General features: G+C 55.1%; 16 protein-coding genes. 6 read left to right on the top strand and 10 right to left on the bottom strand.

Features of this window, described 5'->3' with window-relative positions:
- Positions 1–325 precede the first annotated feature (325 nt).
- From ACQY7R_RS23550 to ACQY7R_RS23535, 4 genes are all read right to left on the bottom strand, one after another.
- Positions 326–3,085, bottom strand: a complete 2,760-nt coding sequence (locus ACQY7R_RS23550) for a hypothetical protein (protein ID WP_428307994.1) — start codon at positions 3,083–3,085, stop codon at positions 326–328.
- A gap of 154 nt (positions 3,086–3,239) precedes the next feature.
- The gene (locus tag ACQY7R_RS23545; protein WP_428307993.1) at positions 3,240–3,560 is read right to left on the bottom strand and encodes a hypothetical protein; all 321 of its coding nucleotides are present in this window, start codon (positions 3,558–3,560) and stop codon (positions 3,240–3,242) included.
- Positions 3,561–3,672: 112 nt separating this feature from the next.
- Complete coding sequence (locus ACQY7R_RS23540; protein ID WP_428307992.1) at positions 3,673–3,993, bottom strand: hypothetical protein; 321 nt, start codon at positions 3,991–3,993, stop codon at positions 3,673–3,675.
- Between the two features lie 1,614 nt (positions 3,994–5,607).
- Positions 5,608–9,279: a hypothetical protein gene (locus tag ACQY7R_RS23535; protein WP_428307991.1), complete on the bottom strand. Its 3,672-nt coding sequence runs from the start codon at positions 9,277–9,279 to the stop codon at positions 5,608–5,610.
- A gap of 554 nt (positions 9,280–9,833) precedes the next feature.
- Between ACQY7R_RS23535 and ACQY7R_RS23530 the strand changes: the two genes are divergently transcribed.
- The 6 genes from ACQY7R_RS23530 (at position 9,834) to ACQY7R_RS23505 (ending at position 19,190) form a co-directional block, all read left to right on the top strand.
- The gene (locus ACQY7R_RS23530; RefSeq protein ID WP_428307990.1) at positions 9,834–10,793 is read left to right on the top strand and encodes an endonuclease/exonuclease/phosphatase family protein; all 960 of its coding nucleotides are present in this window, start codon (positions 9,834–9,836) and stop codon (positions 10,791–10,793) included.
- A 140-nt stretch (positions 10,794–10,933) separates the two neighbouring features.
- Complete coding sequence (locus tag ACQY7R_RS23525) at positions 10,934–12,523, top strand: esterase/lipase family protein (RefSeq protein WP_428307989.1); 1,590 nt, start codon at positions 10,934–10,936, stop codon at positions 12,521–12,523.
- A complete protein-coding gene (locus ACQY7R_RS23520; protein ID WP_428307988.1) occupies positions 12,520–13,404 on the top strand; it encodes a hypothetical protein in 885 nt (294 codons plus the stop codon). The genes ACQY7R_RS23525 and ACQY7R_RS23520 overlap by 4 nt, the downstream gene beginning before the upstream one ends.
- The gene (locus ACQY7R_RS23515) at positions 13,356–15,227 is read left to right on the top strand and encodes a phospholipase D-like domain-containing protein (protein WP_428307987.1); all 1,872 of its coding nucleotides are present in this window, start codon (positions 13,356–13,358) and stop codon (positions 15,225–15,227) included. The genes ACQY7R_RS23520 and ACQY7R_RS23515 overlap by 49 nt, the downstream gene beginning before the upstream one ends.
- Before the next feature lie 51 nt (positions 15,228–15,278).
- Positions 15,279–16,001, top strand: coding sequence for a hypothetical protein (locus tag ACQY7R_RS23510; protein WP_428307986.1), 723 nt, complete (start codon positions 15,279–15,281; stop codon positions 15,999–16,001).
- A gap of 51 nt (positions 16,002–16,052) precedes the next feature.
- On the top strand, positions 16,053–19,190 hold the full coding sequence (locus ACQY7R_RS23505) for a di-heme-cytochrome C peroxidase (RefSeq protein WP_428307985.1): 3,138 nt from the start codon (positions 16,053–16,055) through the stop codon (positions 19,188–19,190).
- Positions 19,191–20,007: 817 nt separating this feature from the next.
- Here ACQY7R_RS23505 and ACQY7R_RS23500 read toward each other — a convergent pair.
- From ACQY7R_RS23500 to ACQY7R_RS23475, 6 genes are all read right to left on the bottom strand, one after another.
- Positions 20,008–21,159, bottom strand: coding sequence for a hypothetical protein (locus ACQY7R_RS23500; protein ID WP_428307984.1), 1,152 nt, complete (start codon positions 21,157–21,159; stop codon positions 20,008–20,010).
- Positions 21,160–21,241: 82 nt separating this feature from the next.
- Positions 21,242–22,102 carry a hypothetical protein gene (locus ACQY7R_RS23495; RefSeq protein ID WP_428307983.1) on the bottom strand — a complete coding sequence of 287 codons (861 nt, stop codon included), beginning with the start codon at positions 22,100–22,102 and terminating at the stop codon, positions 21,242–21,244.
- A 403-nt stretch (positions 22,103–22,505) separates the two neighbouring features.
- On the bottom strand, positions 22,506–23,375 hold the full coding sequence (locus tag ACQY7R_RS23490) for a DUF1559 domain-containing protein (protein WP_428307982.1): 870 nt from the start codon (positions 23,373–23,375) through the stop codon (positions 22,506–22,508).
- Between the two features lie 299 nt (positions 23,376–23,674).
- Entirely contained in the window at positions 23,675–23,806 is a 132-nt protein-coding gene (locus ACQY7R_RS23485; RefSeq protein ID WP_428307981.1) for a hypothetical protein, read from the bottom strand.
- A 109-nt stretch (positions 23,807–23,915) separates the two neighbouring features.
- Positions 23,916–24,476: a hypothetical protein gene (locus ACQY7R_RS23480; protein WP_428307980.1), complete on the bottom strand. Its 561-nt coding sequence runs from the start codon at positions 24,474–24,476 to the stop codon at positions 23,916–23,918.
- Between the two features lie 84 nt (positions 24,477–24,560).
- Positions 24,561–26,213: a M15 family metallopeptidase gene (locus ACQY7R_RS23475; protein WP_428307979.1), complete on the bottom strand. Its 1,653-nt coding sequence runs from the start codon at positions 26,211–26,213 to the stop codon at positions 24,561–24,563.
- Positions 26,214–26,215 lie beyond the last annotated feature (2 nt).

The following is a 26,215-nucleotide window of genomic DNA, read 5'->3' as shown; positions in this document are numbered from 1 at the left end:
CGTGTTGGGCATCACAACGACCTGGCAGACACAGTTGTAGCCCTGCAAGATGGAAGTCTATCAACTGTGCCGTGCTATCCTCCTTTTCTCTCTTCAACCTTCAAGGTAAAGGAGCATGGTGCCCATCGTGTCGTTGTGCCGCCCTTCAGTCCAATAGCACGAGCAACACTCTGGCGACGGCTCCGTCCCTCGTCCTATCACTAACTCTCGTCGGCGTCATGGCCATCGTGACGCCGTGTCCGCCCAGCTGCCACGGTGGAGGCAGCGACGACTTATAACTGCGATCGCGAGAATTAGCCCCACCCCTGCGTCATAAGTGAACAAGTTAAGAATTCAGTTTGAGATACTCCTCGAAGTATTCTTCCCAGTTCACGCCGGTCTGGGCCCGCGATTGGGCGGCGTCCTGTTGCTTCCCAATTTCCTCCGTCGCTTCTTCGGAAACCGGCGTTGGCCCACAAGGTTGGACGACAGGCTGGGCGACAGTAGGACCAATGGGAGCCGAAGTGGGAACGATTACTGTGATAGAAACCGGCTTGACTCGCGGCTCCGCCGTCCGCCGCGGCGAAGTCTGCACATGAATGCCAGACCTTCGCATCAGGGGGGAGAGCCGCACCAAGGCTCTGCCGAGAGCAGTCCCGCGTTGAGGCCAACCTGCCTGTATTTTGAACTTCGGGCCGTCAGGAAGGGCTTCCAGTTCCTGAAGCAGGTCGCTTGCCCCTTTAATCTGATTCGTCGCCGGCCAACGTCCTCCGTGGATTTTGAGCAAGAGCCGAATCGCCGTGACAACCGGGTTGCCTTCCATGGCGGCGTCTTGGGCGGCTTGAATATTTTCGTCGTAAGCCGCATTAAAATCCTCAGCAGTCCAGCCAAAAGCCGGCATGGCAGCAGCTGCCCATTGCTGAAAATCCGCCATCCGATGCTTCGTGGACAGTTTCAAGTTTTGATAATTCCGCAATGCCTCGACGGCGCCGTTGAGCAGGGCGCCGAGCATTTCCCCATGCAGAGCAGTGTAACGTTGGCTAATTTCCTCCTCCGTTTGCCGTCCCGCCTCGGGAATGACCGGAATGCTGATCACGATCGAACGCTCCAGCAGATCAGGCCGGGTGATCACCTCGCCAATGCTGTTGATGATCACCGGCCTGCAGACGTCGAATATTTTCTCGTCGCTGTCGGTGTAAAGCTTTCTCGTGGAGAAGCCGACTCCGGTGGCCAGACGGCAGAGGCTGTCGGACAACTTATCATCGATGTGACTGACGTTGTCGAGTGCGACGACCAGTGAATTCTCAGCGGAAATGACGAGATCGTGTTCGTTGCGTGAAAGCGTCTTGATTAGCGCCTTGTGCGGGTCGATCAGGTTCCGCACCATCCGCGACATCGTCGATTTCGCACTTCCCTGCTCCCCGTAGATGCTCAGCAATGGGTACGGACGTTTTGCTCGCAGGATTGTGACCAACCAAGCCGCGACGAGAATCAAATCATTCTCAGATTCAAGATTAATGAGGTCCTTCAACCGCAACATTTGACCGCCGCTCGTCGGCAACGGCAGGGGCAGCATGCCGGGGGCTCGCCGAAACTTGCAGGGCGCTGAGTCAACGCTCTTCCAGCCGTCCGCACCAATGGCGACGGCATCCCACGAATCGCGTCCCAAATCGAGATAAATTGAACCGGCAACTCGTGCGACGCGGAGGAACACGTCGTAAGCCTTCCCTCGAACGCGAGCTTTCGCCGCTGCCGTGTCGATCGCCTCCTTCAACGCCTGCTCAGAAACGACCTTGCCGTGGGCCTCGAAGTCAATGAATCGCAGCGCTTCCCGAAACTCGGTAGAGCGGACTGGATAGTTCTCCTGGTGCCAGGCGGTGGGAGCTAGATCGCCCGGATCCGGACTGGCACTAGGCATTCTGATCGTGACGTAGGCCTCGTTATCCTCTGTGGTACGCCATAGTTCGCAGCGAGCGGAGATCGTTTCCATCAACCGCTCGGCGGCGCTCAGCGTCTTCTGCTGCGCAGGCGCGGAACTCCCGACGCCTGACGACTGCTCGGCCTTCTTGGCTGCATCATTCAGCTTATGACGCAACTCTTCATCGGACCACGGTGGCTGGCATTGATCGCCATATTCCTTCATCAAGGGGAACGCGATCTCCGGTGGGATACCGAAGTCATGAACTAACGTGCACGCCGCACGAAAGCAGGCAGCACTTCCATTCTGGCCTTCGATCGCGATCGGCAACGTTCCAATCTTTGCTCTTGCACGTGCGAATAGTTCCGGATCGACCGCCACGGGTGTCGATAGTGCTCCCGTCGCCGAGATTTTCTTGCTATCGCCTCCCGCAGCTGCCGTTTGCCGACTGATCGGCGGCACAGTTGCCGCAAGTTTTTCAAGTAGGAGCCTAGGAACTGGCTGCAACGCCTCTGGCGCTGACACGATTGCAGTTTCTCGATGGGGACGCTCGGTCGTGTCGGCGCCTTTCCGGTTTCGCGTCCCGTAAAGCCGACAAACGCGGGAGGGGTTAAAGACCGTCGTATCGATCTTGGCCGCTTGCGTTGAGTACTTCGCATCAAGGGCGAGCAAGACGCGCTGCACAAGCCCATCGTCGTCAGTCGGAAGTTCGATTCGATAGAGCAGATGGCAGCCGTTGCCGCTATCGGCGATCACAGGGGCGGGCCAACCTTCAAGCGTCAGATCGCCCACTATCTGCTGCGCCAAGGCCATCGCTACCGCCTTCTCGGCGTCCGTGCTGCAAACGCGAGCGGGCCGAACAGGATCGACGTCAATCAGGAGCAGGCGACGGTCAAGTATGCCTTCATCAGTGATTGCTTTGCCAGGCCCAACCTCGTTGTAGCGGCCAATGAACGCATAGGTGTCGGGGTCGACGGGATTCAGGCAGAAATAGCCCCCGTATCCATGCAAGTCTAGGTACGCTGAAAATTTTGCAGCCTCAAGCCAGCTATCAAAGTACCCCGCCAGAGATTGCCCCTTGGACTTGAGAACGCGGATCTCTGCCAGTGGATATGCTCCGATTAATAAGCATAGAACCGCGCAGATCGTGTCGACTCTGCCGTCGAACTCCTCGGGGGAGCATGTCATTGCGACATCGTCGAATTTATCGTTGGGAAATGGATCCATGAAGTCTTTCTGTGAGTGGAAGCGAATCACCATGCAAGCGTAAGGGCGAAGCGATTGCTCACAACGCCGCGCTGCCACTGCAGTTGGCAACACGAGTTGTGAGCCTGCCCTCGACCTAGTCGTCGCTCTCGGGGTTAGCTTCGAGCTGCTCGATGCACGCCCACGTCTCGCAGGCCAAGCTAGCAAGCGCATCGGCGAGCGCCTCGTAGTACGGCATCAGATGCGCGGCGTGCAATTTGCGAAACTCACTCTGAAGCCGGCTCAGATCTTTGACAACCGCGCCAATGTTTTTACGCATTGGCTTTGTATCAGCTTGGGACACAGGCGATTCCTTAATCACCCTAAGGAAGCGATCCGCCTTGCCTTCAAATTCGATGTGAGTGTACAGGTTATGGGCATAGCCCCCGAATTCCGCCCTTCTAACGATCAAGTTCATCTTTTCTCCTAACTGGTTGCTAGTCGTTTGGGGAGCCTGGCAGCGACGTGCCAAACGGACTCACCAAATAACAGCAGGGGTGTCGCGTAGAGCGCGAGAGATTAACCTCGGCCTAAGTATTGCTCTCCATCTGGCCATATTCGACGTGCGTCCACATGTCGCAGACTAGGTTGGCAAGCGTGTCGGTGAGCATTTCGTAGGAAGGCAGCACGTCCCCGGAATACATCGGGTGGTATTCACGCTGCTGCTCACGCAGGTACTTAATGGCCTCGCGAAGGCGGCTGTGAAGCTCCCGAGCCTCCTTCGAGACGGGCTCAGTAGGCGTCTTGCCGATTGCCTTGAGGTAGTACTTCGCGCGATTCTCGTAATCCACCTGCGGATCGGCATTACCATCCGCGTCTGCCGCTTCGTCTTGATTCAACTTGCTTCTCATAAAAACTCCTACAACACAAAGTGATTTGAGGACCGGCATTAAACGCCGGCTGAAACTCCCCACATGAATTTGGACACTACCGGGCCGAATGCTCGCGCGCCTAGCGGGTGCAAACTAGATGTCGCAAGTGGTCGCTTGCAGGCAATCACAGGCCAGGAACATTCAGTCTCAGTGCTCGCCACACCGACCGAGTTGCCTCAGTTAGTGTCGCCAATAAGCACTGCTGGCGTTCCCGCGCCGTCATACACCCGCTGTTGCCGCAGCGGGATTGCCCGGTGAAAATCTGGCTGTCCTCCCTTCTGTAAAAATGAATGGCGTAAAACTTGAGTGCCGTAGTGACTCTCTCCCTCAAACACTGAAGGCTTGCAGCCAATCCGCGCGAGGTTCGCATCGGCGATGTTTATCAAGCGGGTGAAGGTTGGTCGGTGCGACGACCCTCGCGATCTGGCTTATGATCGATGGCCGTGTTGGGTGAGCGATCTCCTTTCAGTTCGTGTTGAAGGCGGCATCAGAAGCAGCTGCCGCCAGCTTGTTGGTTTGTGACTTTATTGCCCGGAATGCGTTCGCAATAGGGGCCAAACGGCCTCCGAACGAACTTGTCTCAACCTGTCGCTTGTAGGCACTCTCGCGGCGCAAAATAACGCCTGGTCGATGATCACATGCGGATCGAGGCCGTCGAACTCCAACTCAACGGTGATGAAATTTGCGAGGCTGGGTATCGCGGCGCCGGCGTTCACGGCCATCGCGATGAGCGCCTCAGGGGCACTTCGCCTCGGTCGACGCAGTGATGATTGCAAGAAGTTGCCGACGGAAATCCCGCCGGCAAAATGCGTGTCGCGCCCTGACTCGTCGTGGTGTCTCGAGTCCTAAACAGTCGCGACGGAGAAACTCGCGAATAACGCGATGGACACTTAGGCGGATGGGGGGCCAGGCCCGAGATGAGCGGCAATTTTGGTACGGTAGCCGCCCGTGAGAGTGCCGTATGGCCCGGGAATCGCGACTTAAGGATCCCGGCGGCCGTGGGAGAGGAGTTGCTGGCAGCAATAGCGCCGCGGCAAGAAGGCGGGCGAGATTCTCCGCGGCCCCGGCTGCTGCGGGGCAAATAGCAGCAAAGGAGATGTCCAAAGACACCAAACGTCCGGGAGTGCGTCATAGACGCGCTCAGAGAGGCCGACAAAAGCCGGGAGCCAACCTCAGACTTGGCGAACTGCCCGAATCATGCCGAAGTCGGAATTTAAAGTAAACTCCGACCACCCAGAAATCAAATTCACTCGCCTTGAATCGTCCGGCGATTGGGACGCGAAGGCCTGCGTTATTGCAACCGTCGTCGAACTCGGACTTATCTCGAACTGGCATTCCGTGCGGCGGATCGTCAACGAGTGCTCGAGCGGCGTTCCAGCGCCAAATTGGCCGCGTTTTGCGACTACCGTCAGACGAGGTTTTAACTCAATGATGCGATTAACATTCTTGGCGGGCGCGATCGAGCTTGTTTGAACTAATCGCTTCTCATTTTTCGAGACCCAACTTAGCACAATCCTTGAGAAGTCGCCGAGAAACCGGCCTTCGTTCCATTCAGGTAAGCCTACCCATTATTGGAGCCACGGCAATCTTGTTTTACCGACCGGTGAGGCGGCGAAACCAGTCCAACACCTCGTGCGGCATGCCGAAGACGCTATATAGTATGAGCGCTGCGAATGGGCCTACAAACATTAGCATCGTTTTTGCGAAATCAAGATTCCACGTGACTTTGTTTGGATCAGTTCCAACGACCCGGCTTACCACTTCGTCTGCATTGAGTTGGAACGCGATTCTCCAAATTCGATGCGCCGTCAAAATGGCGAGCAACCAGGCGGATGCGCGTAAGCTGCTTGAGGGAGCGAACGGGTAGCTCCACATGGCGAGAATAAGCGCCGTCGACGAGATAATCAGCGCCCGTGCGAGCCGCCTGACTTGCACCAGAAAAGGCATCGTATATGCGAACAACATGCCAGCGGCAAATACTTCCGACTGTTCATACTTCGACGTTACGGATTGAATTTGTCCCTGCAAGGGCGCAGTCGCAGTAGCTTTTGGATTGGCGTTAGGGTAGGCCTGCGCTACGCTTTGGTAAGGCCAAAACTCTGTGGCCAATGCCGTTAATTGGACAGTCAAAGCGTCGTTAAGTTGCTTCCATGCTGCAGGGCCGTCGGTGTGACTCAAGTCGGGCGGCGCCTCCGCCCGCAGTGAACTCAGCTGTTGCCGTAAGATTGTCAGCATGGATCGATAATTCGATTTATTCCAGAACAGAAGTCCGCCGGAAGCTAGATGACTGAAATTCGCAGGCAGCCGGTCAAACGCGGCGAGGAATGGCAGATTGGCCAGTTCTAATTGCACGTCGCGAAGTCGAGACCAAAGTTGATGCAGCCACATCAAGTGGCTGGCGACCATGACCGTAGCGACGATATAGAACAGCGCGCAGATCGCGCCGTGCCATGAGCCATCGAGTGAAGAGCGGGACGTAAGGTCGATGATCGCGGGAATAACCATCAGGCCTGCCAGCGCCGCATAAGGACCGTAATGCACAAGTCGCCGTTGCTTGTGTTGACCTCCATCCTCGCGTGCTTTCAAGGGATGGGTTAAGCGAAACTCAAGATCGTGGCAATAATGCGTTAACTTTTCGAAGTACGTCGATTCGGGTAACTCCAAAACACCAACATTGCGATTGACGACGGTGAACCCATCGACGCATCGCATTTGCTCGCCGGCGAGAAGGACAAAGCAGACCGTGAAAAGGAATAGAGGAATAAGCGGGGACGCACCGCCTCGTAGGTTTACTGTGCGAGTCGCGTCCATGATCGCCGCGGAGCCAACGAAGTATTCCCAAGCTGCCAACGAAAGGAAAAGGATAACCGCACTAGCAAGTATTCGCCCCCAACTTGGCCATTCGAAGCGTGCGTAGAGGATCCCCCTTGACGTCGTCGCATTAACTAGGACCGTCGCCAGTGCGATGAATGAAACCAGGAGCGCCGCCCAAATCTCCGCCTTCGAGGCCGCGCCGTAGTTCCAACGCCAAGCCACTCCTCGAAGCAGCCAAGCAGCGGCGACCCAAAACATAAAGAGTCCGGCCAACACCACGACTGCTAGGTTCCGAGTGCGCCAATGGTAGGGATATGTGAGATGAGCTGCATAGTGGCAAATCCAAATCGACGACATGCTGGCCGCAGTGCAGGCTAGCAGCCACCACAGATTTGCGCCAGGATCGCTGCGAGATTCAAGCGTCGCCTTGTCCGGCAAGTTAGATTTACCTCCGTCGGCGCATCGGATGTAGGGAGTCGGCTTGGCAAATAGTTCACATCTGGCCCTCTGCAGCGGCAATGGTTTTTTGGTAGGGTCGTCCCGCTTGGGTGCGACTTCACGTACGTGCAACGGCATCGTGGATAGCGGCGAGGTTTCCAGGTCGTAGCACTTCAGTGGATAGATCGCATCGCGGCCCACCACGCCAATCCAAACAGGCGGCTGCGTGGATGGAACTTTCGCTCTGATCGAATGGAACGGATTCTCGTACTCCATCATTCCAGCGGTGTTCTCAAGCAGTACTTGGACGGCATTGTAAACGCCCAACTCCGACTGATGACCGAATGCCATGCGCACTCGCGATGCACCGGGATCGGACCAGTCTTGGTTTGCCCGGTAAAGGGGGTAAGTGGAAGCCACTACCATGCCCGCGAGATCGGTCGATACATCCGGGTGAGTGACGATCACGTCGCTGAGTGTGGTAAACAGTCGGGCGTCCGGACAGGCCTTACGAACGAGCGCTGCCAGAAACAACTTATCCAAACTCCTAGTGGCAACGATTCCGACATACTGCGTACGGCGCTCCCGGAGCGAGCGGGTAATCTCGCGAAGCAGTAGGTCGACACGAACTGCGGTAAGCTCAGGTTCGTAGGACGCTAAACGGCGATGCCTCATATCTCGCGTTTCAAATGGAATCCCGATTTCGATTTCCGACGACTGAAGTTCTGGCAAGCCTTCGAAAGCCTGTTGGCGCTTTGCTTGGTAGGTGCCAAGCACGCTTGAGACATGCTGCGGAAAGGGAATAACAGTGAAGTCGAGGCCTTCATGCTCACGCAACCTACTCATCAGAGCGGCATTTTGCTGACCAAAGCCTGTGTCAGATTCCACGAGCAGCGCGATCGAACCCAGCCTCGACAGGTCACGAGAGCCGGGCTCGCCTGCAAGAAAATACAGTAAATGATCTTGGAGGATTTCATCGGGGATAACGGTTGTTGAGTAGATGATCTTTGCCGGCTTGGCGGCGTCGACAAAGCTTTTTCGGTCGAGAGCCGTAGCGCTTCCATTCACGAGACGAATAGTAATAGGTGTGGCCGCGTGTTTGCACTGGAACTCATAAATGCTCTGGGCCAACGAATCTTCAGCGCCGGTAAAGGTTGGTCCTAAAATGCGGATCCGGTAATCCTCCGCGTCTTGAAGTTCATTGACGAGATGGAGCGCCGCCTGCATTGCACGTCGATCAATGCCGATGGCCGGATGTTCGCTGACAACCAGAACAGCCACGAAGCGCTCGCGTTGTCCGCGACTGAGTTCGCGAAACACCAGCATGCCTGGTCGCCCAGGCCCGAAATCTTCCCAATGCACCGGATCGGATGCACTCCACGGCAACCAATATCGATCCAGTATGGGACCTCGTCTAACAACCGGCTTCTCACTCAGGTCTGTAGAGCCCGTTTGCTCCTTGCCTGCCTTGTCATTCTTCCCTGGTGTTTTTAGATCGTTCGCTTGCTTATCCGGGGAAATTCTATTGACCAATTGCCTAGGAGCTTCAATGGCTCGCCGCAGCGATTCCAACATCGCGTCCGTTAAGTAATCAGATCCGGACATTTGCGGATGAGGAAGCGTGACAATTAGGAACTGAGCCAAGGGCTGGTCCGGGTCCTGGCCACTGTTACTTTCCCCTGTGTCAGCCGCTTCCTTTCGCTCTAACATTCGCCGCTCCTCTTCGCCTCGCCGCTTTCTTTTGATATCCGTCTTAAGGTGGGCAATAGCTTCGGCTTCCGTTAGCCCCTCTATCGAGACGTTAAGAAATGCTGACAGTGGCATCAGATATGGAATTGATTCAGGCGGATCTTTAGGAGGCCAAAGACTAAGAGTGACGGGAGCCGGCGCTACCGCGGCACTGACAGCTGGAGGCGATCCCGATTCGCCGGCAGACCGCTCTCGCGGAATCGTGAGATACGCGCCGCTGAAAATGATCAGGAGGCCGATTATCTTCTGGAAGCGATCCGGCATACGTTTACCCGTTGGCATTCAGAATGCGAACGTTTCGGCGCGATGCAATTCGAACTGGCCCGATCGCGCTTAAGCTCGGGAACTGTTTGATCAGAAAGACCGCTGCTGGGTACTTTGCGCGAAGTACAGAACTGGATGCATCACTCGCAACGTCACGCGCACAGCATCACAGGCACTTTGATGGCGTTGCCGCATCTCTCAGTTGCCTTCGACTCGTTGCCGAAACGGATCGCTGAGGCAGTAGTTAGTTACTACCCTAAGTGAAGACCATTCCCAATCACCCCAAATGAGGGGTAGCATCACTACGGATTTTGGCACCGCCATACTTGCCTTTACAGAGAGTATCACTTTGCATCGCAAAATCCATTGACTTCCAACCAAGTACTGGTATTTTCCTCTGTAGATCCACAAACGACCCTTGAAGGTCGCATCCGACCCCACGGATGCCATTAGTGCGATCGTTGCCTTGGCGCCCTCGGTTCTGTTGGTCTCCGGCATTTCTTTCGCCTCTCTGCACGCTCACACGCAGGCTCTCCCTGCGGAAAGGGACTTCTATGGACTTGCTGCAGCGAATTCTGTGCACCGTTGCCATCGCGATCGTCTCACTACACCAAGCCGACGCCGCTCCCATCCAGTTACGAGTTTGCGCTTGGAACGTCGAATCGGGTGACGCCGACACCGACCATATTTCCGAACGAATTAAGAAGCAGGAGAAGGTCGACGTCTGGGGATTGTCGGAAGTTCAAAACGACGACGATGCCGAGCAGTTTGAAACGGCCGCGGAAGCGGGAGAATCAGCCGATTTCAAAAGAATTGTCGGGACAACTGGCGGCTCAGATCGGCTCGTCATCATCTACAACGCGGACCGCCTCAAACTCGATAGCACCGAGGAGCTGCACCCGATGAACATTGGTGGCAACGTGCGCGCACCGCTCGTCGCCACCTTCTCGGGAAAGACCACCGGTAAGAAGTTCCTATTCGTCGTGAATCACCTCTATCGAGGCAGCGCATCCGGCAGACACACACAGTCAGAACGGCTGAATTCCTGGGCGAGACAGCAAGCTCTGCCAGTCATTACGGTTGGCGACTTCAACTACGATTTCCATTTCGTGACGGGCGACGTTGATCACGACGAGGGCTTTGATTTGCTTTGCGAGGATGGGGTGTTTAGCTGGGTTCGCCCGGAGACCCTAGTGCCGACCAATGCGTCAGGGCACAAGAGCGTGCTCGACTTCGTGTTCGTCTCGGGAGACGCCGCAGGGTGGACGTACAAGTCGTCCATTCTGCAGGAGCAAGGGGACTTTCCAGACGACGCCGTGAAGAGTGATCATCGGCCCATTGACGCCATTTTCACGTTCGACTCCCAGTCCCCTTCGGCTCCAGTCCCTGCGGAAGCAGCGGCGAGCGACGGCGCCGAGCATGATTCTGCTGCACTGCTTCAGCGAATCGAGAAGCTTGAGAAGGAGCTCGAAGAGCTTCGTGGTTTGCTGGAACAGTCAAATGACGACGAGTAGTCGGCGTGGGGCGGTGCTCTTCTCAACGGCCGGTCCTCTGTTATTGAAAACCAGCAAATGGTTCATGTGGTTTAGTTAACGATCACAACAGTATTCTCACCGCACTTGATAGCAACTCTTGCCCTCTGAGAGACAACTGCATGCCCGAACCAACCGCAGCAACTCGCGACCCGCAGCCCCTTATTCTCATCCGTGGATTCGGTGGACTGGATGTCGAAGACGAACGCCGCGTCGCCTACCAGGGCTTCAATGACGGTACGGTGTACCCCCTCAAACGAGGGGAGAACTACATCTACGAAGGCATGCTCCTGCGTTTCCTCAAATGCGACTACAAGTATTTTGATGCGACGAATGTCATTGGCTACTACCGAAGTCCTTCGATTGCTGAGCCCAAAGATCTACCGCCTCAGTTAGAAAAACTTGGCGCCGATCTGTTTGTCGGGGGAAAGATGGTCGTGGACCCTGGGATGGCCATGTCTCTCGTCAAGCAGAAAGTCGACATCGCGAGAACGGTCTGGGTATTTAGGTACTACGATTTGGACGACCGCAAGATCAAGGCCTACGGCAAAGCGCTGGTACGTCTGATCGACTTTATTCGCAAGCTCGCATCGATTGATAATGGGACGGTGCCGAAAGTCAACATCATCGCACACTCGATGGGCGGCTTACTTGTCCGAGAAGCAATCCAAGCAAGCTATCCAGAGTCCGAGCGTAAAGCTTCCGACTTCATCAACAAGGTCGTCACACTCGGGACGCCACACCGCGGGATCACTTTTCAACTGCTGAAGAAATGGTTGTTCATCGAATCAGCTGATGAATTGAAGCATTTCAGTCCAGAATTTCAGCGGGATAGTGAAGAGCCCTCCTCCTATGTCAACTTTCAAAAGTTCTTCCCAAAAGAACGCTTCTTAACCGTCGTCGGAACCAACTACCGCACTTATGGAGTCCGAGTGGCATCGACGTTGAACCGTTTGTTCGGCGTCGATGGCGAGTACGGTCCTAACTACAACCGTAGTGATGGCTTAGTAAAGCAAACGAACGCGGAATTGCCCGGCTGCCCGCGAACGTTCGTGCATAAGTGCCATGGCGGTGAAGATTCGCTCGTAACTTCGCGGGAAGCCTACGAAATCGCTACGCGATTTTTCTTCGGAAACATCAAGGCCAAGCTTTCGTTGGTCAAAGCTGAAGTCAATCGCAAGCTTGATATCTTCGGCAAAAGCGAGATCTTTTTTGGGGTGTCAATCAAACCACGGGGAGTCGATTTCGACCTCTTCCATCAGAGCAGAGAAGCCGAAAACTGCTACGGCCCCTTCGCGGACAAGACATTAGGCGGCGAAGCAACCTTCAACTGGGCCGGGCCAGGGAAGCTCATCTGGGAGGGCTATCTGGATACCTCCAAAGTCAAGAAGCTCGATGACGAAGACAAACCTAATGACATGGTGCTTCGGCTTGACTTCTACGTCGGGGAGCGTGATTTACTCGGAATCGGATTCTCAGACAACGTAATTTTCTCGAAGCAGTACTATGTCCGCGCAATCATGTCGCCAAAACTGAAACTCTACCTGCACACAAACGAAGAGTTCGCGGAAGACGGCTTTGCGCCAACTAAGGAACAGCTCATGCACGGTGGCGGCGAAAAGTGGGAGTTTGACGTAGCGGGAACTGGATTCAACGCCACCCTTCGCATTGAACTGCAAAGGCTCGATAAGCAGAGCGATGACGCCTCTTGAAACCCGGCAACACCATAGCCCCCCGCATTGCTGTCGGCTACCTCTGTCACTCGCCAAAGAAACTGCCGCAGGCACATCACATGGCGTCCTCGCGTGATACGGATCGTGTTACGAGCCGTGAGTACAAGCTCATGCTCGACCACCGACTATTCGCCATTCGTGATGAGGCGGCTGCGATTTTCGGCGATGACCTGGCTCGCTGCACCTCTAGCATCGATCTGGTGAAGCTCAAGGGAAGGTTTGATCGCATATCGAAGAGGCAAATTACTTTCCTCGACACTCCTCACAACACGATTCGTCTCAACGGATGGGTACTCCGGCAGCGGAACTCTCATGAAAGCGATTCGACTGAGTACACGCTCAAATGCCGGTCTCCAGACTACTACCTCGCCCGCGAAGTGGACGTTGCGGCGGGCGAGGGCCTTCATTCTCGCGTGAAACTCGAGGAAGACATCGCCGCACCGTTTGCACCTCGTTACTCGCGATCATGTACCGTCACCGGGACTTCAGAGACACCCAAGAACCTGAAAGAAGCGTCAGCGATCTTTCCTGTTCTCGGAGACCTTACCCGTGATGGCCTGCGAAGCCACGGCGACGTAAAGCTCGTTCCGACAAGTTCAGTGGCGATCTTCGAACGCGTTCTCACAGGCCCTCGACTCAAAATCGCCGGAGTGGAAGCTGAAATCGCCCTAATTCTATGGTCAGATCAGCAGAAACGGCGACCTCTAGTCGCCGAATTCTCGTTTCGCTACGCCGTTCCGAAGAAGGCGGCGATAGGTGTTACCGCTGAACATGCCATGAAGCTTTTCTTGGCGATACAAAGACTCGATTGGTGTCTGACGGAAGCGAGAACGAAAACTCAATACGCATACCAAGACTAACACTTCAACCAGACGAGGCACCCATGCGCGCGTCGACGAAGAGCGGTTCCTTTAGAGCTTTCGGCGTCGCAGGAACACGAGCAATTATGATTGCTCTAGATTGTTCGAAGAAGGACCGCAAAGGGCTTCTGGGGTTTGCGTTCCGCCGTACAAAGTCGGGAAGCGAGGGCCGCTGGCTACGCTCACTCAAGGTTTTTGAATCCGTCGAGCCGGACCCAGATCCGGAACACGGCGAGTACTACACCAACCAGTTTCCCATCCAAAGTTTTCTATGGAGCGACTACACCGCCGAACCCGGAACCAAGTACAAGTTTGAGATCTTTCCCGTCTACGGAACACCAGAAGATTTAGAACTTAGAAAGGGCCTCACGCTCTCGATCACGACCGAGAAGGAGGAAGGGAAGGAGCATAGCATCTGGTTCAATCGCGGCGCCATCGCGAGCCAAGCATACGCTCGCCAGTTTGGGAATCACAAGCCGACGCAAGCTGAGCAAAATGACCCCGAGGACAAGCATACGAAGTGGCTTTCGCGCGGCCTCTTAGAAGCGTGCCTTGAGTATATATCGTCAACGAAGGACAACGAAAAGCTCCGTGTCTGCGCGTACGAGTTCACCTACAAACCAGTACTTGAGGCGTTCGCCGAACTGATTGCTCGAGGCATCGACGTGGAACTGATCGTCCACGACGACCCAGACGGCCACAATCGCAAAGCGATGCGAAGCTCCAAGCTGCCTCTCACAGTCGACGGAAGGCGGATCGTGTATTGGCGTACGCGTACAAAAATCCCGCACAACAAGTTCATCGTGAAGCTACGCGGTAGTAAGCCGTCATCCGTATTCTTCGGGTCGACGAACTTCACACCATCGGGATTCTTAGGGCAGTCGAACGTCGGGCATCTCGTTTCCGACAAAGACGTTGCAGCCCAGTACATCGAGTATTGGGACATCCTCAAGGACAATCCGACTGGCAAGGTCGCGAAGGCAGCAATTGCGCCCCTCTCGCCCTATCCGCCGCCGTGTCCTTCCGAGGGCTCGAAGACCTGCATCTTCTCTCCACGCCAAACGGCCTCAATGCTCAATTGGTACGCCGAGCGGATGGATGACGCTACCTCGTGCATCGCCTTTACGGCTGCCTTCAACGTGGCAAAGGACTTTATCGTTCCGTTGTCGCGGGATCGGGACTTCCTACGATTCGTATTGAAGGAAAAGCCGCCGACCGCGGAAGAACGTACGGCACTAGAAGGGGATCGCGATTTAGTGATCTCCTACGGCGCGGTGCTGGGAGCCGAATTTACGGTGAGGGACGGCAAACTCGTTGCCAAGCGAAAGGCAAAAGAGTTTGCACTCGATCGGTGGTTCCTCAAGGAAGAGCTGACACGTGATCAAGGGAATATCTTCTTCATCCACACCAAATACCTGCTGATCGACCCACTCAGCGACGATCCGCTGATCTGCACAGGCTCTCCGAACTTCTCCGAGAATTCGCTCACCTCAAATGACGAAAACTTGCTAGTGATCCGCGGCGACACGCGCGTCGCGGACATCTATCTCACCGAGTTCGACCGACTGTTCCGGCACTTCTATTTCCGAGACGTGTCGAACGAGCTCGCAATGAAGAAGGGCCAAGGAGCTCGTCCAAAAAAGGTCTTCCTAGACGAAACTGACGCTTGGACTGACGTCTATTTCTATTCCGGTGGCTTCAAGAGTCGCCGTCGCGAGATGTTCTTCAAGGTCGCGAAGAAGAACTGGAGTGCGAGTGCAGCGAAGCGAGACGACAAAGAGCCAGTGCGTCCGCCAAAGCCCAAAGCGAAGAAGAAATCTTGACGCTTCCTGCGTCGGCGCACGTGGGCTTCAGATTATCCAAGGAACTAATTAATGAATCTCCTCGACATCGCAAAGTTCAATCTCGAAGCGAACCAAGCCGAGGTGCAGGCGCGTGTCGACCTCATGAAGGCTTACAGCGACTTCAACGTTCGCATGATGGAGGCGGCGAAACTGCAAGCCGAAGTAGCCATCGAGCACTTCAAACTGCAGCTCTTGCGCGACGCATTCAACAACTACAAGCGAGCACGCAGCCTGGCAATGAAGGAAGAGAAACGCGTTGCGAGAGAACTTGATCGAGTGAACCTGCACGGACGCAAGCTCCCGTCATTACTCCTCGGAGAAACCTTGCCGGCAGACGACGTTTCCAGATCCTGGATTGGCCTTGAGTACTTCGTGAAGACGACCGACGCGGACACCATTGGCAAGCTGGTAAGCATCAAGGCGCCAAGCTCCGCACTCCATGGGGCTCACTTTTCGAAGAATCGCGCGCCAGGGACCTCGTGCGAGGATCCGCCAGCGGGGATCACTCATGCCTGGCCGCTACTCCAGTGGGCTCGCAAGAAACTCTACCTACCGCGGATCGGAACGCCTCCGCACACCCTTCTCGGCAAAGCAATTGAAGTGATCGGCGCCGGCGCCGATCGGCGCCGTAAAGCAGTGGAGAAGGAACTCGCAACCGCTCAAAAGGATCTACGGGCAATCGAGGAGAAGGCGTGGGAGAACCTCGATATCACACGAATTCAGCCGAAGACTCCGCCCCCCGCTGCCAAGTAGTTCGGGCTCAAAATTGCAACTGACTCCTCGACCGAGAAAAGTGAGGCTTCAATGCGCATCTCGATCATCCCAGCACTCATTGTCGCCTTGCTTGCCAGTAATGCGAAGGCACTGTATGCCGCTTCACCGAAGCTTGCGGCTAATGACGTTACCTGGCTGTGGCCGCCTCCCGCAACTCCCGAAGACCTAAACCACATCATTTCCATTGATTCGCTTACCTCAAGCAGCGGAGATCCCGTCTGGGCCGACATTCATTTTGACGACCTGATCAAAGTTGCTGACAGCGATCATGCGAGCGTCGACAAGAACCGCATCGGGCTGCCTGATTCAGTACGATCAAAGAGCGTCTGGCGGATCGCGGCTTTTCGAGTGGACCCTACGGCCCCAGGCGGCCACGAAGTAATTCGCTCCAAATTCGGAGAGCGACCCCAGATACGACTGATCCTGCAACCCGTCACTCAAGAGGGCGGCAATTTAACGGTCCACGACATTGCGGCCCACATGGTTTACACGTTCATGGAGTCTGAGGATCCAACGAAGCCCGATCGCGAGCACTTTCAACAGATTGTTCGAGATCTTGACGAATTGAAGGAGCTAGTGGAAAGGGCAGGGGAGTCAACGAGTGGCAAGCCCCTGGGTATCCATCCAGGCCTCCAAGCTCGGATTCCTGGGTTGAATGAAAAGGTAGAGGATTTTCTGAAGAAGTATTTGAGGGCGCAAAACTTAACCGCCATGGCAATTATGGGGCTCGATGCTCCAGAGCCATGGATCTTCGTTCCGCTTGCGAAGCCTAAGGGAGGCGACCACTTTGGTCCCATCCCGTTCCTGCCGGCTGAGATGATTAGCTTCCGCACTAGGCGAGGCGTTGTCTTGCCAACGCCCAAAGTAAACAACCTCAATCCGGTGGCCAGCGGGTTACAGATGCCGGCGGTCGATTCGGAGCGACGAGGCGTCTCGACGTCCGTGCTATTCTCGCAACCGCCTCTGGATCTCGACGCTCTGGCGATCGTCAGTAAGGATCAGGACGGCAATCCTGTGATGGATGAGGCGATTCGCAATCGAGACATACCAGACATCGTCGCTGATCCCATCCGCTCGCATTTCTTCAATACAGACTGTGTAAGTTGTCATACGGAAACACGCCGCCGAATGCGACTCGGCATTGCGCCTGGAGAATTTGCTTTCCGCCAGGACGGCTCGCCGCCGGCGATCGATGAAAGCGTTCTGCCAAAAGATGACTGGAACGTTCGCAACATCGGATGGTTCCCCCCACGCCGCCCCATCGGCGGAGGTCCAACGGTTGCGACCGTGACGCAGCGTACGGCGAACGAGACGGCGGAAGTTGTCGATTTTATCGAGCGTCACTATCGCCACGAGCCGTCGCCCGGGCCCGGCGGTTCATCTAGTGACACTACGGCCCCGGGGCACACTGATCCATCAGCGAAAGTGCAGTATCTCGAACAAGGATGGAACGACGAGCAGCGCCTCGAATTTTACTTTGTAGGGCAGGGGTCCCAGCTAGTGCCTTACAGCTGGTTTCTTGCACTCGAACGAGCGGAGAGCGAAGAGCTGCTTCGATCGGATCGCTACATGGCGGCGCTGGGTTTCATTCCACACGCTCAAGATGAGCATCGTAACCCAGACGGCTTGCCGATCGGCTTCGTAAAAGACTCGAACCCATCGACAATTAATCAAAAAGCTGGTTTTCTAGGAAAGAACTTTAACCCCGAGCACTACCCTGGAAACGATTGGTTAGGCTTCACCTGCGCCGCCTGCCACACGGCTAATCTCACCTACGAAGGGAAGACGCTGCGAGTCGATGGAGGCGCAGCCCTCGCCGATGTTGAGCAGTTCCTAGCTTCTCTAGCGGCTTCGATGAGGGCGACGGTTCAGTCCGAGGAGAAGTTCGAACGATTTCGCAAGCGAATCGAAAAGAACGCACCCGGCGACATTGATACTAGCGGGCTGCGAGACCAGCTGAATTCCTACACGCCAGTCATCGAAGAACTCGTTGCTCGCAACGACGCTGAGCATCCCTATGGCTTAGGTCGCCTAGACGCATTTGGGGCTATCCTCAACCAAATCTGCGATGCTGGTCTCGGCATTCCGGAGAATCGGCGACCTTCGAGTGCACCAGTGAGCTACCCGTTTTTGTGGGATACCCCGCACTTTGATTGGGTTCAGTGGAATAGTAGTGCAGACATCCCAATCTCGCGTAATGTCGGTGAAGTGCTAGGCGTCTTCGCGCACACCCGCCTGACAAGCGATCCGCCAGAGGAACAGTTCGACACATCCGCCCGGATCGATTGGCTCCATCATCTTGAAACGCAACTTCGCGAACTGAAGGCGCCAGTCTGGCCAGCAGAGGTCTTAGGGGCCATCGATCAGGAGAAGGCTGATGCAGGGAAGCAGTTGTTTGCTGAGAACTGTGCCGCCTGCCACAACACTCGCGATGATCAGGGGCAATTCGCGACGACCGACCCTAACGAAACAGGGGCACGGTTCATCAAGACAACGAACATTCCCTTCAACGTTATTGGCACAGATCCACAGATGGTACTCAACTTCGTCACTCGCGTCGCAAAACCAGGAGATCTCAAGGACACCATCGCACCAGAAATGGTTGGCTCTGAAGCGGTTGCTCAGCAGCAACGCATTACGGCTCTTCGCCAGCGACTTAACATGCCCGCTCCTGACTTTACGCAGGAGGTGCCAGCGGGACTTCTGTTAAGGGCCGCCGTCCGAGGCGTAATTGCTAAGGACTTGCGAGATCGCTTCGAACACGTCACTGATGAGGAGAGGCAGCAAATGCTCCTCGATCTGCAAGGTGGTCGAGGAGCGGCTGGATCTCCACCGAACGGCGGGGCAGGGTACAAGGCTCGGCCACTCAATGGGGTTTGGGCCACGGCACCTTATGGCCACGCCGGTTCCGTTCCCAACTTGTATCAGTGGCTGTTGCCCGACGGAGAGCGCGTCAAATCGTTCTTCGTGGGCAGTCGCGAGTTCGACCCCAAGCACGTCGGCCTAAGTACGGAGATGGTGGAAGGAGCGTTCGAGTTTAGGACTCAACTAGCGGACGGCGCCCCAATTCCCGGCAACTCGAATAAGGGGCACTCTGGTCCAGGGCATACTGATTTCACCGACGAACAGCGTTGGCAGCTGATCGAGTATCTGAAGACGCTCAGATGAAGCTTTGGCATCCGCGGCTTCTCCAAGACTCAAGGACGCGACCATTCCGCCCAGAGGCTTCCCGGCCGCTTTAAGGCCTTCGCGCTCAACGGAAATACATTCTCAAGGCCAAGAATAATCGTAGGGGCGGGCTGACCTAGCGTTCCACGCGACCGATAGGCTCATGGGGGCAGGTACGCTACGAAATCGAAACAGCCAACTGGCGCGTAAGGTCTTCAGAAAGCCTCAAGGCACAATGGGTTGTGCAGAGTACGCACGCTCGTGCCATCTCTGCACAACCTCAATATTCGTGCAATGGAAGCAATGGACGAAAGTGTCACATAAAGCAGAACTTCGCCCCTGTCATTGGGCAACTCAGCTGCCGCATGGCTGGCTAATGCAATCATACAAAGTCGATACGTGTGCATCTGTACTGATCACAGTCATGTCACAATCACAGCCCATTCCATACCTGCCAATCTTGCACTCACCATTCAACCAGCGTCTGTAATAAGGCGCGGGCGTGTCGGGAAGACATTCTGCCATGGACCCAAAGATGCTCAAGCAATAGCCATCAACGTCATCGTCATACCCAGTGCAAGTTCCCTCGCACTCTGCCGAGCAAGTAAGCAACATTATGACCGTCATGTAGCCATGCTGACACTCCGTGCCAGGACAGCCGTCTGCCAACGTGACCGCACTTCCAAAAAGCGAGAGTAAAATGGTCGCCAAGAGAGTTCTAACGATGTTGCCGGAATTTCTCACACACATACTGCCTTACCTCAATCAAAGACTCGGGAAGGAAAACTATACATAACTAACGAATTGACATCTGCCTTCAAGCTCCCCTGCGCCTCAACATCCATAACACTAGACAAAATATGACGACGCCGTTGACGACTAATAAGCTGACGCGAAGAGATGGAAACCGCGACTCGCTTAGCTCCGAACCCAATGCAGATTGTTGTAATCCAAAGTCGGTGGTCGACGCATATGTCTTCACATCCGCAACAGGCTCTTTGGCGATTTCCACTGAAGGTACAGGTTGCTTTCCGTCGCCACGCGTTACTTCCTGGGAAAAATTTACGACCCGAGTCTGTTGTGGAGCTGAAACCTTGAATTGCTCTGCAGCGATTTCGCGATTCGCGTTAATTGAATTGAATAAGTATATCCGCATTGAAGCGGCCTGATCACTATTGCGGGAATAAGTGGTTTCGGCAATTAATCTCGGCACAACGGCACCAGTATCTAAGACTGTCGGAGCGAGCTGATAAAGCTCGAATCGAGGCTTACCGCCATCCGGGTGACGCTCAAAATAATGAACGAATCCTGTGCTTTCTTCAATTTCCGCCGACATAACCGGAGTTGTTAATCTCACGCGACCGGCGTCATTCGGACTCACGCTGACCGATTCAGCTTCATCACCAACAAGCGGATAAAATAGAAAATCTCGTTTGGCCTCAACGCGAAACATTGACTTCGAAGCGTATAGGCTTGCCTGGTTAAGCGATTCTTCGTACCTAACTTCCCCATCAGGCGAGCGAACGGCGGTCGTCAGTTTCCCATCAATTACGGCATCAGTTCGTGCAAGGTCACCATCCGCAATAAATGCATACGCCCGCCAACTTGCTAACGGCTTAGTGGCAAGCGCAGCCGGAGGGGTAATGCCGTTGCCGGAAGGAAGACGGAGGGTGCCGGCCGTCAGCTTGGATGTTAAAGCATTCAAGCGGTCAAGACCTACCTCCTTAGTCTGAAGTGCAATTGCCTCAGTCAGTTCGCTGTGTATGAATTTCCGCAACTCCTCCCGACTGAATTTGCTGTCAGACAGAGCAAACGGAAGGTATATCGTGAAGCCATCAAGCTCTAACGTTCGTACTGCATCCCATTTATCCCAATGCTTACGAAGCTCGCTTGGTGCGCCGGCGTAAATGCCGGAATGCGATGTCAGCACCGCGATCAAGAATGCTATAAAAACTAGGCGATACTTCATCGGGCACCCATATATCCATTGTTGACACAGGTGGAACTGTCAGTTCACCCGCAGCGAACCAAGGCCCACGTTAGGGAAAAATCTATTTGGCCGAATGACTGCGATAATGGACGAGCCCAAGGCCGTATACTGGAATTTCCAGCTTTCTCAATGGAACGCCTGGATCTCGAGCGAAAGAGGATGAAATAGTTAGGATCGAGGGCTCATCCTCCATGTCTGCACTGCTTGAACTGACAGCGGACAGTCGCCGCAGTGCTACATGGTACTTTCGTCGCCTAACAGGGCCATCAGTATTGTCGGCCGCCTCAATAGTCGAGATCTCTACAGCATACGCGTTTCTAATCGGGCCGAAAAGTTCCACGTCTATTTTAACATCTCCGTCCTCTATTAATTCCGCAACATTTACTGTAACTCCTCGATTCGAATCGCCACCATCCTCCAAGGATGACAGGTGCAGAACGGAAGGAAAGGCCTCCAAATTGCGATAGACAGCCGACCGCCCCTTCAGGACCTTGCGGGTGACGACTTTCTTAGCGGGATCTGAGAGCAGACTTGCCTCCAAGACCAATGCAGCCTCTTTGCTTTCGCCAGCAGATGGCCTTGCTGTCTTCATTCCCAGTTCTGAAGAGCCATTCCCAGGCAATATCCATTCGCATGGACCGTCAACAAACTTGCCGTCGAGCAGCAATGAAATACATCCACAACTCTTCTGAGGTACCCGCAACTCGATTGCTTCGCTCGTGCGGTTGAGAATTCTATAGCCCATCAGTATTTCAGCAGACGCGCCCGTTGATCTGACCTCCGATTCGAGGAGTATTGCTCGAGCGGGAATTGCTTCAGCTGAAATAACGTCAAACCCTAAAGCTCCGTCCCTGAGGATTGAGGCGATCTGCGCAAACAAAACGCTGCATAGTGCTATCAAAGCAATGACTAGATACTTCATAAGCCGAAGCCTACAGGGGAGCTAGCGCGCTCAGCCGATCCAGCTCGAAATGAGCGACAATCTAGCGTGGCAGTATGAAGGCTGCAGCGAAGGCTAATTCCAAACACCTTAGCTGAGCGACAATTAAAGACTTTCAACACAATTCTACCCTGCGGGTGCAGCTACAAAAGCTCGCTGAGACACCAACATATCTAACTGCTTAATCCAGCAGAGTCTAATTTACGACAGTCTTGTCCGCGCAAGTCGTACCGAGGGCGCGAGTATATTAGATGCCAGGCGATACTGTCAACGAAAATCTGCAGAAACTCTAGTGGTGAACAGTCCGTCGTGCCAGCTACCATACATCAACCAAACTGACAGCTTGGTAAAACTGTTAATCTGGGTTTTCAAATCGCTAGGTTGCCTACTTCGTGGGGACTAGCTCTTCATCGTCACCTACGAATCGCACGGAGCCGTCGCAGTAGGCTATGTTAACACCACCCGGATGAGGCCCTCCGAAGCGGATGCCGGCAGTTCGGTCAGGCATAGGAGCGCCGCTGCCACTCCGGCGAATATCATCCGAGTCGCCGACGTAAGCAACTAACGTGTCACCTATTCCAGTACCATTGGTATAGTTCTCGGACGAAAGTGACTTTTCGCCTGCCAAGATCGTGTTGCTAGCGCCTTTGCCGCGGAGTTGAATATCGGGCATGATCACTTCCGACTTTTCGTAAGAGATCTCGGCATTAATGGCGTAGTCGGACTTGGCAACGTCTTTCGGCGGCTTTGCATTCTTTAGTTCCGGGCCTGTGTAAGGATAGGTTCGTGGCAATCGACGGCTCGGACATTGGAAAACATCGATCGGCGACTCCATCAGCGTCACCATTGCTTGCTCCTTCGGCATCCCGCTGAGGCCTTTTCCAAGCTGCCTCAGACTATCGTGTTCTATGAACGAGAGAATATTGTAGATCCAGCCCCCCGGCTGTTTGGGCCCGTAGCCAGCGCTAGGATCGCCAAGCCAGCCATGCCAACCCCCAGTCGGAAATGTCTTGTGAGATTGTTCGTGCAATTTGACGGCAATCGCATGCTGCCGCAGATTATTACTGCAAGCGCTACGACGAGACGATTCCCGAGCCATTTCAATTGCCGGGAGAAGTAGCGCGACCAGCACTCCAATAATGGCAATTACCACAAGTAGTTCGACAATTGTGAACGCGCTGCGAGGCGAATTAGGGCCAGACATCTCAGAGACTTGAGGGGGCATGTTATGAACTATTTTATTTGTGATTGGCATGTTATTTCGAAGCCGTCTCGATGCAGTTTTGATCGTAGGTTTCTAGTTGAAGAAGGTGGTGCTTGGCTTTTCGGATATATTGTGACGGGATGCACAGATTGATACGCCCCTTCTTCTAGCAATTTTCTCTACCGTGAGCGTAGCGGCTGCCAAAAATTAGCGATGAAGCGTCAAATCGGAAGAGACAGCGGGAAGGTCAAGAGATGTACCGACTACAATGCCGTTTTCGACTTGGATCTCGACCGGCGTTTGCACAAACCACTCATGCGCGTCGGTAAGGCGGGCGTGGACGATTCCTTCTAGTACATCTGTTCCGTCACCCCAATCTGCTTACAGACTTCGGGAACCTTCTTCCCGCAAGCCAATTCCACCTCGGCCTCACGCGGCTTCGAGATAATCTCTTCCGGCTTAAACTTCGTTCCTCGCGGCATCGGATTGCTCTCCTTCGACTTGCGCCTACAGCCTGGATTCTCGCTCCAAGCGCGGGCTCTTTTGAAGGGGGCACGTCAAGCCGACGCGGCGCGACTTAGGCATTGGGAGTTACTCAACGTCGGGTCGAGCAGCTTCCGCTTGCTTCGCTAGAGCGAGAGCGAACATCCCCACGCTGAACTCCGAGGCCACGGCGTCCGGACGAATGGCTTGCACGAGACCGCGGACTTCCACGCTGCCGATCGCCGTCCGAGAGGGTACGATCCTCCCTTCGAACTCATACTCCAGTTCCAGCGGCGGGCCCCCAAACCGGCTGGGGGCGCTCCCGATCGCTACTAGTTCAATTTTCGCCGGCGACCCATGACGCCCTTCACGCACTGTGCCGTTCACCTCCAGGCACGCTCCGTTGGTTAAGGTCAGTTTGCCTTGGATGCGGGCTCCATGAGGCCTCGCGGCGTGCGCGTCGATCTCGAGCGTCCCCTCAAGCCACGATGGCGCGTCTTGGCTTGACGCTTCGCATGGCGGATTCACGTCTCTGACGACTGCGGCGCGCAGCGACCAAGTCCCGTGAAGATCACTGATTCGCGGCGGCACGCGCTCGTCGGCTTGGATCGCCGTGAGCATGATTCCGAGCAGCGCGATAGCTGCACCTAGCTTTGCAGGCGTTACCATGAATCCCTCCGTATGCCGACGCACCAACGCCCGACTAGCCTCAGCGGCATCGGTCCGGCGAGCGACCTTTGTGGCTTCAGTTATCTATAGCGGCTTTTCAAAGTGCTGATAATCTTTGTCGCCTTTCCAAGAGCCGCCCCATTCCCATCCCAACTCGGTAAACGCCTGCACAACCGGATGATCAACAGAAAGCGTGCCGGGCACGGCCGGATCGTAGCTGGAACCGTTCGGCCGCATCTTGCCGCGGCTGACGTAGGGATTCTGCATCGGGTTGACGTCGACGGCGCGTCCCCAGGCGTGCTTCGAGAGTGAGCGGCCGCTGGGAGTTTCGCGGTAATTAAAAGCCGAGGTGTTATTCGCCTCCATCGATAGGGCGTCGTCCCAAACGCCGTTCAATCGATAGTCGGCATGGGAGATGGGAATCACCGAACCAATGGGAAAGCGATAATCCCGCGCAATCCCGAAGACGATCTCGAGATCTTTCGACACCTCGCGATCAACGACGAGCTGCCCTTGATGAAGCTTTCCGTCGAAAGAGTAATACTCGACTGACACCAGTTCTAGACGCCCCTTCAGCGACTCCGGACAATCGCTGCGGACGCCTTCGAACGCCTCCGCTCGACTCATTTGAGAGTCGATGACCAACTCTTCCTTACTAGCGACTTGCTGTTCCTCCTCGACTCCCGTGCGCATGCGGCCTTCCAACCGAACGGCGCGCGATTTGACTTGGTCGTGCCACTTCGAATTCTCCATTTCATCGGCAGCCGCCTCGAAGTCTCCTTCTTCCACGGCGGCTATCATTTTCTTGAACGATCGAAATCGCACGGGCCCAAGATTAAACATCATGTCTGCGAGAACACGCTGCCTAACGTCCGAGAGTTCGTCGAACTTGGGGAATACTAAATGGCATTGCTTCAACACTTCCTCAATATCCCGGTCGAGCAAAGCGGCAATCTGCTTGTCGTCGAGCTTATCGTCGCCTGAGAGCAGGCGATCATAGTCGGCTCCAACGCTTTCAACCGAGCTGCTTGCATCCTCTCGACGGAGATTGAATCCGACTCCAATCGTCGGGATGCCCAACGAGTCCTCGTAGACCGACTCCCGCGTTCCCTCATGCTCGGCGAGTTGCACTCGAAACTTTTCTCGATCGAACGCTCTCGTCCAACGCCCCCCGACCTCGACCAACGTCTTACCGACGATCGAGTTGTCATGAATGAGTTGAGCTCCGTCGACCGTCGTTCGAATACAGCCTGCCGAAGCAGGGTAGGGGGGCACCGTAGGAAAATAGTGCAAGGCGACGCCGCGCCGCATGTCGAGCCATGTCACGAACTTTGCGTTCGAATTTGTGGCGAGCGAATCGCTGAAGCCCTCGACGACGAAAACTCCCTTCGGAGTGCATTGCGAGCCGACGCGATTGCTTTCGCCAAGGTCGTCGCAGTTGTTGTCGCCCAAGCCTTTTCCAGGCGAACTGCGGAACGGCCCCGACCGTTGCGAGGCGGCGTTCGGTCCCGCCCACGTCAGCTTCACGAAGTGATCCGGGCTGGAAAGATCGACCTGGACCGACTGAATGTATGTTTCCGGATACCCCGGGTTACGCAGCGGAGCGTCCGTAATAGGGGCGTCAGCGACCGGGTCGAACGCGGCCCCGCCAATCAGCAGCAAGCCGTTTACTGCGACCAGGGCAACCAACGATGCCAGGATAAATTGCTGTCGCGACAGGTTAGGCAGGTTCATCATCA

Source organism: Lacipirellula sp. (assembly GCF_965279485.1).
GTDB lineage: Bacteria > Planctomycetota > Planctomycetia > Pirellulales > Lacipirellulaceae > Lacipirellula.
The sequence above is the reverse complement of the archived record's forward strand: the minus strand, read 5'-3'. Positions and strand labels throughout refer to the sequence as shown.

Excerpts from the sequence above, each read along its gene's own strand:
- ACQY7R_RS23495 (WP_428307983.1), bottom strand. The coding sequence starts at position 22,102 with ATGAAGTATCTAGTCATTGCTTTGATAGCACTATGCAGCGTTTTGTTT.
- ACQY7R_RS23510 (WP_428307986.1), top strand. The coding sequence starts at position 15,279 with ATGAATCTCCTCGACATCGCAAAGTTCAATCTCGAAGCGAACCAAGCC.
- ACQY7R_RS23480 (WP_428307980.1), bottom strand. The coding sequence starts at position 24,476 with ATGGTAACGCCTGCAAAGCTAGGTGCAGCTATCGCGCTGCTCGGAATC.
- ACQY7R_RS23545 (WP_428307993.1), bottom strand. The coding sequence starts at position 3,560 with ATGAACTTGATCGTTAGAAGGGCGGAATTCGGGGGCTATGCCCATAAC.
- ACQY7R_RS23530 (WP_428307990.1), top strand. The coding sequence starts at position 9,834 with ATGGACTTGCTGCAGCGAATTCTGTGCACCGTTGCCATCGCGATCGTC.
- ACQY7R_RS23550 (WP_428307994.1), bottom strand. The coding sequence starts at position 3,085 with ATGACATGCTCCCCCGAGGAGTTCGACGGCAGAGTCGACACGATCTGC.
- ACQY7R_RS23525 (WP_428307989.1), top strand. The coding sequence starts at position 10,934 with ATGCCCGAACCAACCGCAGCAACTCGCGACCCGCAGCCCCTTATTCTC.
- ACQY7R_RS23505 (WP_428307985.1), top strand. The coding sequence starts at position 16,053 with ATGCGCATCTCGATCATCCCAGCACTCATTGTCGCCTTGCTTGCCAGT.
- ACQY7R_RS23540 (WP_428307992.1), bottom strand. The coding sequence starts at position 3,993 with ATGAGAAGCAAGTTGAATCAAGACGAAGCGGCAGACGCGGATGGTAAT.
- ACQY7R_RS23490 (WP_428307982.1), bottom strand. The coding sequence starts at position 23,375 with ATGCCAATCACAAATAAAATAGTTCATAACATGCCCCCTCAAGTCTCT.
- ACQY7R_RS23500 (WP_428307984.1), bottom strand. The coding sequence starts at position 21,159 with ATGAAGTATCGCCTAGTTTTTATAGCATTCTTGATCGCGGTGCTGACA.
- ACQY7R_RS23485 (WP_428307981.1), bottom strand. The coding sequence starts at position 23,806 with ATGCCGCGAGGAACGAAGTTTAAGCCGGAAGAGATTATCTCGAAGCCG.
- ACQY7R_RS23535 (WP_428307991.1), bottom strand. The coding sequence starts at position 9,279 with ATGCCGGATCGCTTCCAGAAGATAATCGGCCTCCTGATCATTTTCAGC.
- ACQY7R_RS23475 (WP_428307979.1), bottom strand. The coding sequence starts at position 26,213 with ATGATGAACCTGCCTAACCTGTCGCGACAGCAATTTATCCTGGCATCG.